Source organism: Sporosarcina saromensis (assembly GCF_033253735.1).
Lineage (GTDB): Bacteria > Bacillota > Bacilli > Bacillales_A > Planococcaceae > Sporosarcina > Sporosarcina saromensis.
Window position 1 is genome coordinate 26,016 of record NZ_JAUBDI010000023.1, and the last position, 12,410, is coordinate 38,425.

The following is a 12,410-nucleotide window of genomic DNA, read 5'->3' on the forward strand; positions in this document are numbered from 1 at the left end:
AATGGTGACAAAACAGCATTCGGTTGGAGATGGACAGCAATTACTTTCTGAAGACAATTTGGTGGAAGTACACAATGTGAAAAAATATTTTCCGATCAAGGGTGGTGTAATAAAGAAGACCATTGGTCAGTTGAAGGCAGTGGATGATGTATCCTTCACAATTCGTAAAGGTGAAACACTCGGGATCGTTGGCGAATCTGGTTCAGGTAAGTCTACGCTTGGTCGTGTTCTTATCAGGTTGCTGGATCCAACAGAGGGACAAATTATTTTTAATCAAACTGATATTACTACGTTAAGTCAACGACAAATACGACCGTTTCGGGAAGATATGCAAATGGTGTTTCAAGATCCTTTTGCGTCATTGAATTCCAAAATGAGTGTAGAACAACTCATTGAAGAACCTTTGATTGTACAAGGAAAGTTAGCCAAGTCTGCAAGGAAACAAAAAGTTGTTGAGGTCATCCAGAAGGTAGGATTGCGGAAAGATGATTTACAAAAGTATCCGCATGAATTTTCTGGTGGACAACGTCAACGAATCAGTATTGCTCGAGCGCTTGTGTTAAATCCGAAGTTTGTCATTTGTGACGAACCGGTATCCGCATTGGATGTATCCATTCAAGCCCAAGTACTGAACTTGATGAAAGATTTACAAGACGACTTAGGTCTCACGTATTTGTTTATTGCCCATGACTTGAGTGTAGTCAAGCATATTAGTGATCGGGTCGCTGTCATGTATTTAGGGCGTTTCACTGAAATTGCGCCCAAAAAGCAACTATACGAAAACGCATTGCATCCTTACACACAAGCTCTACTATCTTCCATTCCGGTTATCGACTTGCATGCAGATCCATCATCCGTACGGGAGAAAATAAAACTATCCGGGGATTTACCGAGTCCAGCAAACCCGCCTTCGGGCTGCACGTTCAGAACAAGATGCCCAAAAGCGCATGACCGATGTGCCATTGACAGGCCAGAACTAATGGAAGTGGAAAAGGACCATTTTGTCGCTTGTCATTTATATAGTGAGCAATAAATATACTGAAGCATCTGTGTCTTTGTGGAGAAGCAATATTTCATTAACATCTTGAAAATTTAGGGGGGTGATGGCCGCGACAAAGTTGCAAGGTTTCATTCGTTTTACAACTATTGAAAACAAAGGGGGATACTAATTTGTTGAAACATTTTAAACACCGATTTGCGCTACTCATTTTAGTGTTGATGGTAGGAATGATTCTTGCTGCATGTAACAAAGACGGTGATGCCAAACCAACTGATAATAATGAGCCCGATTCAACGGAAGTGGATGAGAATAAGGATGGAGATGAAGCAACGGATGACGGTCCTAAAAAAGGTGGAACAATTACCGGGGCTATGTACTCGGCACCTACGGGCATGTTCAATCCAATTTTCTATGAAGAAGCTTATGAAGCAAACATTCTAGATTTCACACACGAAGGATTAGTAACACAAAACGATAAACTTGAGTTCATTCCAAGTCTTGCAGAGAAATGGGAATTAAATGATGACCAAACAGAAGTTACGTTCTTCTTAAAAGAAGGCGTTAAATGGCACGATGGTGAGGCTTTCACAGCTGATGATGTCGTCTACACATACAAAGCGATGTCCGATCCTGAATACGAAAACGCAGGTGGAGTACGTGTCAATTATGTCGCTCCATTACTCGGCTACGAAGCCTACCAATCTGGGGAAACAGATACTTTTGAAGGTGTAGTTGCAGATGGAGACTATAAAGTAACATTTAAGTTTGCAGAGCCAAACGTATCTCCACTTTACTATGCAAGTTTCCCAATCATCCCTGAGCATATTTTCGGCTCAATGGCTGTAAAAGATATCCCTGAAGCTGCTGAGTCTAAAGAGCCTGGTAAAGTAATTGGTACTGGACCATTTAAATTCACGGATATGGTAGAGCGCGAACAATATATCCTTGATCGCAACGATGACTACTGGCAAGGTGCACCTCTTCTTGATAGCATTGTCTGGAAAGTTATTGCACAGTCCGTCATGATTGGATTGCTCGAGAAAGGTGAAATCGATTTCGTTGCAAGCCCAGGAGGAATCGCTCCAGCTGACCATGATATCGTTGCTGATTTCGGGAATATCAAAATCATTGAACAAGCCGATTTTGGTTACCAACTGATGGGCTTCAAGTTGAATCACAGAACGACTGCAGACGTTGACTCTGGAACAATTAATCCAGACAATTGGGTGCCGAACAAAAAATTGTCTGACCCGAAAGTGCGTCAAGCGATCGCTCATGCTGTCAACCGTCAAGGTCTTGTCGGAAGCGGGCATGGTGAAGGTTTACTACACGGACGCGGTCAACCGATCAATTCGCCAATCGCTCAACAAATGTGGGCGTACGATGAATCCGCAGCTACGTCTTATGATTACGATGTAGAAAAAGCAAAATCCATCTTGGATGAGCTAGGTTATGTAGATGCAAACGGAGACGGTTTCCGTGAGGATCCGGATGGCAACGAGTGGGTGTTAAATCTTGACTACCCAACAGGTAATGAATTGCGTGAGCGTTCTGCACCAATTATCCAATCTGATTTAGAGAAAGCTGGTATTAAAGTGAACTTGCGTCAACCAGCAGAAATGTCCGTATACGTTCCTGGCTTAACAAACGACAATACGGATTGGGATCTTTATCTAATTGGTTGGAGCTTGAGCAGTACCGATCCAGATCCATCAGGTCTATGGGCTACAAGAGCTGGCTATAACTTCTCTCGTTGGAACAGCCCTACATCAGAGGAACTTATGCAAAAAGCTGTTAAAGCACCTGAAGCTTTCGATCAAGATTTCAGAAAAGAAGTATATGCTGAATGGCAAAAACATTTCTCTGAAGAATTGCCTGCGTTACTCCTCTATGCACAAAACAGCCTATGGGCTTACAATGACCGCATTCAAGGAATTAAAGTTCTTCCACAATCCATGTATCAAGATTCTCATGAATGGTGGGTAAACGACGCGGAATAACATGAATGGAATTGGAGAGTATACGCAAATTGTATACTCTCTTCCTTCCTAGGGGGAAATCGAATGTATCAATATATCATTAGACGTTTCTTACAATTCATCCCGATGTTACTTGCATTGTCCATCATCGTTTTCGGCTTGGCAAAAGCTGCTCCTGGGGATCCTTTCTCTGGTAAGATTTTAGACCCTGAAGTCGGTATGGAAGTATATGAAAAACAACGTGCTGAGCTTGGTTTGGACAAACCTATACCCGTACAATATGCGATGTGGGCGGGTAAAATCTTGCAAGGTAGTTTTGGTGAGTCAATCGCGTATAAAGGACGTTCTGTGGAAAGCCTCATACAGGAACGCTTTTTAAATACCGTTTACTTAGGGCTTTTCGCACTGTTCATCACTCTACTCGTTGCAATTCCAATAGGGATTTACTCTGCACGCCATCCATACTCCTTGTTGGATTATGGATCGACGACGTTTGGATTTTTTGGTCTTGCTGTACCGAACTTCTTTTTCGGTCTCGTCGTCATTTATTTATTTTCGATTAAACTCGGATGGTTTCCTGCTCAAGGAACACTCTCTTCCAATAAGTTAACAGGATTTGCTGAATTCAAAGACCGCATCCATCATATGATTTTACCCGGATTGACACTTGGGTTAGCAAGTACAGCGAGCTATATGCGTTATATGCGTTCTGAAGTGATGGACGTTCTTGGTAGCGATTTTATCCGGACAGCAAAAGCGAAAGGGATGTCGCCTAATAACGTTTTGTATAAGCACACACTTCGCAATGCACTCATTCCGGTCATTACATTACTTGGTATGGAACTAGGTCCGTTGCTTGGTGGCGCCATTATAACGGAACAAGTTTTCAACTTCCCTGGCATTGGCACGCTTTTCATTGGCTCTGTCATTAACCGGGACTATCCTGTCGTCATGGCAATTACATTGTTGCTTGGTGTTGCCATATTAGTCGGGAATTTGTTAGCAGATATCTTTTATAGCATCGTAGATCCGAGGATTCGCTATGACTAAGGTGGTGAGAGAATATGCAATCAGTAAATGAACAGGATGTCTCGATTGGAAATACACGAAAACATCGAAGTCCATTCCAATTATCCTTACAACGATTTTTGAAAAATAAATTGGCGATTGCCGGGATGATTGTGTTAACCATTATTATTGGATCTGCTGTTTTCGCGCCGCTGTTAACCGACCATGATCCGAAAGAGCATAATTTGCTAAAGGTGGAGCAAAAGCCAAGTAAAGAACATATTCTCGGGACAGATAGCTCTGGGCGAGATAATTTCGCTAGATTATTGTACGGCGCACGGGTGTCACTGACAATCGGCATTAGCACAATGGTGTTCACCGTATTACTTGGCATGATTTTTGGTACATTAAGTGGTTACTATGGAGGCAAAATCGATAATATTATCATGCGGATTACCGATTTGTTTCTTGCACTACCGTTTCTTGTTTTGGCTTTGACAATCATAGCCCTTCTAAAGAAAGTGACGATTGGCCTGTTTGTTGTCATTATCGCCGTTACAAGTTGGCCGACGTTATCCAGAATCATTCGAGGAACATTCCTCTCGTTACGTGAACAGGAATTTGTTCTTGGAGCGAGGGCGATTGGTGCAAGTGATTTTAGGATTATCTTCCGTCACTTCTTACCAAACGCAATCGGCCCAATCATCGTAAACGCCACCTTGTTAATGGCAGCCATGATTATCGTCGAATCCGGTTTAAGCTTTATCGGAATGGGAATCCCTCAACCAACACCAACATGGGGGAATATGATCTCAGAAGCACAAGGCTTACGAATTTTACGTTATCATCCTGAAGCTTGGATTCCTCCAGGTCTAGCCATTCTTCTTACCGTTCTTAGCATTAACTTTATCGGGGATGGATTAAGGGATGCATTCGACCCGAAGAGCGATCGACGGTAAACGAATTCGTCTTCATGGTTGAAAGATCGAACAGAAAAAGCCGCATGGATTAAGTGATCTAACTTGATCCATGCGGTTTTTTGTGTTTTTTTGGAATGTGTCTAGTTATATAGGAGAAAGAATACTATTCGATGTCCACTTGATGTGTTCCAAGCCTCATGATTCTGTTTCTTTTATTCATCACTTCGAGAGTTCTATCAATCACTTTCACAATTCTAATGAACATTTCAGGACTTTAGAATCACAAAATATGTTCTGAATGCTCTTCAAACAAAACCGCACGTTGGATAAAAACGCAATTTACACGAATCTATCGTTCAACCATTGAGGTCGTCATTCATAAAATTTAGAACCGTTCCGATGAATACTTTTCCGATATACGCCATTGACCGCTCATCCACGTCAAACATTGGATGGTGGTGAGGATAGGTTGCGTGTAGCTCTGCGTTCCGTCCGCCAACTAAAAAATAACTTCCTTTTACAACCTTTTGGTAGTAAGCAAAATCTTCGCTCCCCATCATCGGTTCTCCATAGCTGACATGGTCTTCACCAAACAATTCCTTAGCTACTTGTGCGACACGCTTCGTTTCAGATGGATCGTTCCAAATGGAAGGGCAATCTTTTTCATAGTGAATGGAATACGTGGCACCAGCAGCTTCACAAGTTGTTTTCGTAATAAGTTTCATTGCCTCTTCAATCATTTCACGCACTCGCTCGTCATACGTCCGAACTGTCCCTTTTATTACCGCTCGATCAGGAATGACATTGTTTGCATGTCCACTTTGGAATGAACCGACTGTAACAGCTGCCGCCCTTTGAGGATTCACCCTTCGACTGACAATTTGCTGAAGGTTAACGACTAATTGACTGCCCGTTACTAATGGATCAATTGTTTCATGTGGCGAAGAGCCATGTCCTCCTTTACCAAAAATCTCAATTGTAAAATCATCTTGTGCTGATGAAGCATAGCCTTCCATTACTTCTACTTTACCAACCGGGATTGTGGACATGACATGCGCTCCGTAAATCACATCCACTCCGTCAAGACACCCATCTTCAATCATAAATTGAGCGCCACCAGGTGTCGTTTCTTCTGCGAATTGGTGTAGGAAAACAATTGTTCCTCGTAGTTGTTCTCTTACCTCCGACAACACTTTTGCAACTCCTAGTAACGCTGCTGTATGTAAATCGTGTCCGCACGCATGCATGACCCCAGGTACTGTTGATTTATAGCTGACGTTTTTTTCATCTTGAATCGGCAATGCGTCAAAGTCTGCCCTTAGCGCTACAGTCTTTCCCGGTTTTGCACCTTTTAGGATTCCGACGACGCCCCTTCCACCTACTTCTGTTCGAACTTCCATACCGAGGTTCCGTAAAAACTCTGCCACTTTTTTAGGTGTCTCCACTTCCTCATTTGACAACTCCGGATGCATGTGGAAATGTCTGCGGATTTGAACCAACTCATCATATAATTCATCGTATCTTGCGTTTAATAAATTGATCATCTGAATGCCTCCTTTTTCACATTGTCCCACACATCGTCTAATTTGGTACAGTTATTTTTCAAGATGGAAAAATCCGCTCCAATCGCGGTTTCACCCATTTCCATCCATAGCAAAAATGTATATAGCGCATTATAATAGGAGTACAGATTAAAAAGATACTACAACATAGGAGGGGATACGATGTCTGCAGAACAGTGCAAAGTGGAAGAAGCATTAGGCATCCTCGTTGGAAAGTGGAAACCGGTTATTCTTCTACATTTGTTTTCTGAAGGCACTTTACGTTTTAGTGAACTGAAGCGATTAATGCCTGGCATTACACAAAAAATGTTAACGAAGCAACTGAGGGAACTGGAAGAGGAAGATATCATTGAACGTGTCGTCTATCCACAAGTACCACCTAAAGTGGAATATTCCATTTCCGAATACGGAAAAAGCTTACAGTCCGTATTGTTGACAATGAATGAATGGGGTACTGCCCATGCACTTCGAAAAGAACAATTAGCGAAAAGCCAACAAAAGGCTACCTCTTAATCGATGAGGTAGCCTTTCCTTTTGTTTCATAGCATTATGCAGAAACAGTTGTTTTATTATAAAAAGCCAAGAAATTGTTAACGACAAGATCAAGGAAATCAATCGTCGGTTGGTCTGTCAATTCACCTTCTGCGTTCATTTTCTCGTGAACCGATCCAATATATACTTCATTATTCGGTAAAATATTTGGAGAAAGCATTGGATTAGAAAGAATTTCACGCAAATGGATTTGTGCGCGGACACTGCCTAATACCCCCATTGAAGAACCAATGATGAATGTCGGTTTGTCTTTAATCGCAAAATTACTGCGAGAAAGCCAATCTACTGCATTTTTTAATGCACCTGGAATAGAGAAGTTGTATTCAGGTACGGCAAATAATAATGCGTCTGCGTCTCTCACGTTCTCCATGAATTGCTTAACATTTGATGGAGGATTTTGTTCACGATCCACTGAAAACATTTCCACATCGTTAATGAAAACCGGAATGATATCCATTTCCCCCGCGTATTTCTTACGTAAGTATTCAACTAACTTCAAGTTGTATGATGTCGAGCTTGTGCTCCCGATAATTGCTTTAACTGTAATTGTCATGATGACACTCTCCTCTAATTTTAAGTGTACCTCTCCTTAGCATCTCCGCTTCCTCTAGAGGTATACTCTTATTATGGAGTATGTCGATTAGATTTTGAAGTACGCACTTTAAAGTGCCATAGTATACAAAAAGATACTATCACATGTAAGAAGAGTATTGTACAATTCCTTCTAGACGAAGTAACTGCTCTTTCATTGGTAAACCGCCACGAAACCCTGTTAAACTTCCGTTCTTCGCGAGAATTCGATGACAAGGTACGATGAAAAGGACAGGATTTGCTCCAATTGCTCTCCCGACAGCTCGAACAGCAGACGGTCGACCTAATCGCTGTGCAATGTCGGAGTACGAAACAATCTCTCCAAACGGTACATCTTGTACAACTTTCCAAACTTGCTGTTGAAATGAAGTTCCTTTTAAGTCAATCGGTAGGTCAAACGTTGTTCTTTGACCATCTAAATACTCCATCACTTCACTCGTATGACATGCAGCTTCATCCTCAACCCACTTCACGCCCTCAAAATGTCGTTTTGACCAATTGGCCAATTCATCAAACGTAGCCCCTTGAGAACCGATGTAACAAAGTCCTTGATCGGTGGCAGCCATATATAACGCCCATTGCTTATGTTGTAAAAGCGTCCAATACAATGTAGTTTGCCCCATCCAGTACACCTCTTTCTGTCTACTTCCTTGTCTTTCTATATTCTCATAAACGGTTCGCTAGCGGAAGTGATTGCTTAAGGAAATAGACTTCCGATTAGGGCGTTGGCTGGTTTGCTTTGGACATTGAATAGCGTAAAACAGAAAAAAGTGAATTGAGCATGCTCAATTTCACTTTTTCCAACATTGCCGCTAGTTGTGTTCTAGCTCTTTATTCAATTCATAAAACTAAAAAATAGTGTCCAGAAAGGAACTTTTCTTCGTTCCTTCTTTTTCTTTTCAACTGAACGTTTTTCTAAACGATATTGTTCGATTTCAGTTTTCATCTCTTCAATATGTCTATGAATGACTTCTCTATCTATTGTATGCATATTCAATTTCTCCTCAATTGTGAGAAATCAAAGAACGTGATTACAGCCTGAATACCACCTGTCGTGCATGTCTCTCAAACCTCATCATTGTTATCGATTCCCACTGGTTATTAGTTTTTGTGGTCCTGTTCTCTACTGCTTGCAAAATTGTAAAAATCATTTTTCGCTTCCTCCTTATCATTAATTTTTCGTACATTGTTAGGGAACTCCTTCACCTATCCGCCTTCTAGAGACTCCTTCGTCAAAATCTTCCTTTGTTGTTCAATCATAATTGAACGCTCCTTTCAAATCGTATTTATGTTACACGCAATTTGCGTGAGAACATCAAATATTCATTAAAATAAAGACACAAAAAAGCACACGCCTTTTGCATAAGCGTGTGCTCATATAAAAGAACGGCATACCATGCCATTCTATGCAGTCTTTATATTATAAAGAGGATGCTTTGCGGCACGGATTATCTATGATGTTTTGTTTGCTTGTAATGAAGTTCAACATGTTCCGTACCTCCTCTTCCTCAATTAGAATATCTATCTTCTAGAGGATACCATTACCATATCGTACATGTCAATGGTTTTTTCACTATTTTTCTAAATCAACTCAACATATAATGTTATTCAAATTGTATGTCATAGGCAAACACTTTTAGACTAGAGGATCTAGCGATGGATGAGTAAATGTACTTTACCATCAATCGTTGCTTGAGTTGCCACCACTCAAATTTGAGTTTAGCGAACAAAACGGCATTTTCATTGTTCTGTAACGAAAAAATGGCACGTCATTCTGTGTTTAGTGTATGATTATACTAATAACACTCGGTTCTGTACTTTATTACTTGCACTTCGAGAAAGTGAAGGAGGATCTCCATTGACGAACGAAGCTAAATTACAAAAAGAAGCCATGCATGTTTTGAAATTAACGAGTCGTACCTTTTACATTCCCATAAAATTATTGAATCCTACGTTACGGAAGTCCGTCGGATCAGCCTATCTTTGTATGCGAGCAATTGATGAAATTGAAGATCATGAGGAACTGCACCCTGACGCGAAACAACATTTGCTTGAATCGACGAGTAAACTGCTAGAGGGACCTTTTAACGAAGAAGCTTACCAAAAACTGTTACAACCCTACCGTTCCCTCTTGCCTGAAGTAACAGTACGACTCGGTGATTGGTTAACAGTCTGTCCAGCAGAAGTGCTTGAAAAAGTGAAAGAGTCTACACGAATTATGGCAGATGGCATGGCGCAGTGGGTCGGTAAAGGATTTGACATTAAAACAAAAGAGGACTTGGACGACTATACATATTATGTTGCAGGTCTAGTCGGTGTTATGCTTTCTGACATATGGGAAGCGTTTGACGGAACAAAAACGGATCGTGAGTTGGCAATTGGCTACGGGCGCGGTCTACAAGCCGTCAATATGTTGCGCAATCAGGAGGAAGATGCGGATCGAGGTGTGCGTTTTATCCCTGACGGATGGACGCGAGATGATATGTTTGCTTACGCAGAGACAAATTTGGCTAAAGCTGACGAATATATTAAGTCGATTAACACGAAGAATATTTTAGTGTTCTGTAAGATTCCGTTAGCGCTTGCAAAGAGCACGTTAACCGCATTACAGAGCGGTCGGGAAAAGATGAACCGGACAGAAGTTGAATCTACGGTTGCTGCAATTCTTGAAGATTGAGTATGGGATTAAACTGAATTGTATATGCTTGTTGAAATCGCGTGAAACGAGTTCGCTGTTGAACTTGTTTTTACGCGTTTTTCAGTTGATGAGGAAGTCTTGGAGGTTATTAGTTAGGTCGACAAAATAGAGGAAAGCTGAATTGAACACCATCAATCCAGCTTTCCTTATCTCTTTCTTATAATTGAATTAGCAATTCAATTCATTGCCAAACCAAGTGTTGAAAACTGCAAACTTCACTAAGACTGTATGCTTTACGAAGCAAGTACCTTTTTCCGGACCTGGCTCTTATAGCGTGCCCATAACACGAGCGGAATAAGTAATATTGATAGATACATACCGATTAATCCTAACATTGCGTAGCTGGAGTAGGCGACAACGATACCCGATAATACACTTCCCGCTGAACCGCCTAAAGCAACGTATACATCGACGGAGCCTTGTGTCTTGGCGCGTGTTTTTAGATTAGTTGAGTCGATGATGATGGCAGTTCCACTAATCAAACCAAAGTTCCATCCTAACCCAAGCAAAATGAGGGCAATGGCTAACCAAACAAACGAATCGCCTGGGGCATATGCTGCTGTAAGTCCTGCAATGGATAACGTAATCGCTGAAGCAACGGCCATGAATGTTCGGCCGACTTTATCGACAAGCATTCCAGTCCCTAGTGACGGCAAATACATTGCTGCAATGTGCATGCCAATGATCATACCAACTGCCGATAATCCACTTCCATGATCCTGCATATGGATAGGCGTCATTGTCATAATCGCTACCATAATCATATGTGATAGAACGAGAATGATAGCCCCTACAACAACGCCGAGTCGATTTACGTTGTTTTGCATTGCTTTGAGCCCTTCATTCGCGACACGTGCTGCCTGTTTCTCTTGCTCTGCGGCGATTGCTTTAGCAACTAAAAAAGGATCAGGTCGTAAATAAAGCAAGAATGTTAAGCCTGCTAACAAATAGGCTGTTGCAGCAAGCATGAACGGTCCCGCTAATGGAGGAATCCCAAAAATTTGTGCAAACTCACCAAGTGGCGTTACTAAGTTTGGACCAGCTACCGCACCAAGAGTAGTGGAAACCATGGCGATGCTGATTGCTGTCGCGCGTTGTTTCTCACTAGCCAAATCAGTACCTGCGTAACGTGCTTGTAGATTGGTCGCTGTACCTGCTCCATAGATAAATAATGAAAGAAATAATAACACAATGCTATTCATTGTCGTGGCAACAATGACACCGATTGCACCAACTCCTCCGGCAATAAACCCGAGTGACAATCCGTATCTTCTACCAAACCGTTGAGATATGCGGCCGACGAGTAATGCGGCTAGAGCAGAACCTAACGTGAACAATGCAGACGGAACACCCGCAAAACCTGCAGATCCGAGCATGTCTTTCGCAATGAGAGCCCCTACCGTAATCCCTGCTGCGAGTCCTGCGCCGCCAAATATTTGCGACATTACAACTACAAACAATGATTGCTTATACAGCTTGCGTTGTGCTTCTGCAGAGTTCACATAATAGGATAGGTCAACTGAACTTCTTTTTCTCAACGCCATTCCCCCCCTTTATGTTGAATATAGCACACTTACACACGAAAATGGTCGGCGCGCCAAGTTTGTACTTCCCTTTTTATCGTTGCAGGTGAAAGGTTTTCTGCAATTGTTCTTTCCGCCAATTCTACAAACTGATCATCTTGTGCAAAACGAAGAGCAATGAGTTGTTGCATCGTTATGCGCGAGTCAAGTCGCTTATTCGTCAACATGAAATACCTCAATTGCTCTTCTGTTCGTATGAGTCGGTCTTGTAAGCGAATTGCGTACATGCGAGCAAGCATGCCTGGAATGATCGCAAGAACGACAATCCCGAGCAACAGCAAATTTTCGATCATAAAGCGACTTTTCATCATGCTATAAATGAAGTATGTAAGCGTCCCAAGCAACAGCATCACACTTAGCGGTAACCAGACAAAATGTTGAAGAGGCTGGTATTTCGTATGTTTCGCATAAGATTGTTCCTTCATTTTCCTCACCTCCATATACCTATACGGGTATTATACTAGAGGATGGCTAGAATAGCGACAATAAAAAAATCCCTTCCTAAAACAATAGCTTT

12 protein-coding genes are annotated in these 12,410 nt (G+C 41.7%); 6 read left to right on the forward strand and 6 right to left on the reverse strand.

Annotation, left to right across the window (positions count from 1 at the left end):
* The first annotated feature begins 1 nt into the window (after window position 1).
* The 4 genes from QT711_RS16860 to opp4C all read left to right on the forward strand — a co-directional run bounded on the left by QT711_RS16860 (window position 2) and on the right by opp4C (window position 4,946).
* Window positions 2–1,033, forward strand: coding sequence for an ABC transporter ATP-binding protein (locus QT711_RS16860; RefSeq protein WP_317946256.1), 1,032 nt, complete (start codon window positions 2–4; stop codon window positions 1,031–1,033).
* A gap of 137 nt (window positions 1,034–1,170) precedes the next feature.
* The gene (locus QT711_RS16865; protein WP_317946198.1) at window positions 1,171–3,000 is read left to right on the forward strand and encodes a peptide-binding protein; all 1,830 of its coding nucleotides are present in this window, start codon (window positions 1,171–1,173) and stop codon (window positions 2,998–3,000) included.
* Between the two features lie 63 nt (window positions 3,001–3,063).
* Window positions 3,064–4,029 (forward strand): ABC transporter permease, encoded by a 966-nt coding sequence (locus QT711_RS16870; protein WP_317946200.1) that lies wholly within the window; start codon window positions 3,064–3,066, stop codon window positions 4,027–4,029.
* Window positions 4,030–4,043: 14 nt separating this feature from the next.
* Entirely contained in the window at window positions 4,044–4,946 is a 903-nt protein-coding gene (gene opp4C, locus QT711_RS16875; protein WP_317946202.1) for an oligopeptide ABC transporter permease, read from the forward strand.
* Window positions 4,947–5,263: 317 nt separating this feature from the next.
* Here opp4C and QT711_RS16880 read toward each other — a convergent pair whose 3' ends face one another.
* Complete coding sequence (locus QT711_RS16880) at window positions 5,264–6,451, reverse strand: M20 metallopeptidase family protein (RefSeq protein WP_317946204.1); 1,188 nt, start codon at window positions 6,449–6,451, stop codon at window positions 5,264–5,266.
* Window positions 6,452–6,631: 180 nt separating this feature from the next.
* Between QT711_RS16880 and QT711_RS16885 the strand changes: the two genes are divergently transcribed.
* Window positions 6,632–6,982, forward strand: coding sequence for a winged helix-turn-helix transcriptional regulator (locus tag QT711_RS16885; protein WP_317946206.1), 351 nt, complete (start codon window positions 6,632–6,634; stop codon window positions 6,980–6,982).
* A gap of 34 nt (window positions 6,983–7,016) precedes the next feature.
* Here the strand turns inward: QT711_RS16885 and QT711_RS16890 are convergent, their stop codons facing one another.
* The 3 genes from QT711_RS16890 to QT711_RS16900 all read right to left on the reverse strand — a co-directional run bounded on the left by QT711_RS16890 (window position 7,017) and on the right by QT711_RS16900 (window position 8,603).
* Window positions 7,017–7,574: an NADPH-dependent FMN reductase gene (locus tag QT711_RS16890; protein WP_317946208.1), complete on the reverse strand. Its 558-nt coding sequence runs from the start codon at window positions 7,572–7,574 to the stop codon at window positions 7,017–7,019.
* Between the two features lie 139 nt (window positions 7,575–7,713).
* Complete coding sequence (locus tag QT711_RS16895; protein WP_317946210.1) at window positions 7,714–8,235, reverse strand: methylated-DNA--[protein]-cysteine S-methyltransferase; 522 nt, start codon at window positions 8,233–8,235, stop codon at window positions 7,714–7,716.
* Window positions 8,236–8,447: 212 nt separating this feature from the next.
* Complete coding sequence (locus QT711_RS16900; protein WP_317946212.1) at window positions 8,448–8,603, reverse strand: hypothetical protein; 156 nt, start codon at window positions 8,601–8,603, stop codon at window positions 8,448–8,450.
* An 867-nt stretch (window positions 8,604–9,470) separates the two neighbouring features.
* Between QT711_RS16900 and QT711_RS16905 the strand changes: the two genes are divergently transcribed.
* Window positions 9,471–10,289, forward strand: a complete 819-nt coding sequence (locus QT711_RS16905; protein WP_317946214.1) for a phytoene/squalene synthase family protein — start codon at window positions 9,471–9,473, stop codon at window positions 10,287–10,289.
* A 254-nt stretch (window positions 10,290–10,543) separates the two neighbouring features.
* Here the strand turns inward: QT711_RS16905 and QT711_RS16910 are convergent, their stop codons facing one another.
* Window positions 10,544–11,848: an MFS transporter gene (locus tag QT711_RS16910; RefSeq protein ID WP_398296302.1), complete on the reverse strand. Its 1,305-nt coding sequence runs from the start codon at window positions 11,846–11,848 to the stop codon at window positions 10,544–10,546.
* Between the two features lie 35 nt (window positions 11,849–11,883).
* A complete protein-coding gene (locus QT711_RS16915) occupies window positions 11,884–12,318 on the reverse strand; it encodes a DUF6526 family protein (protein WP_317946218.1) in 435 nt (144 codons plus the stop codon).
* Between the last annotated feature and the right edge of the window lie 92 nt (window positions 12,319–12,410).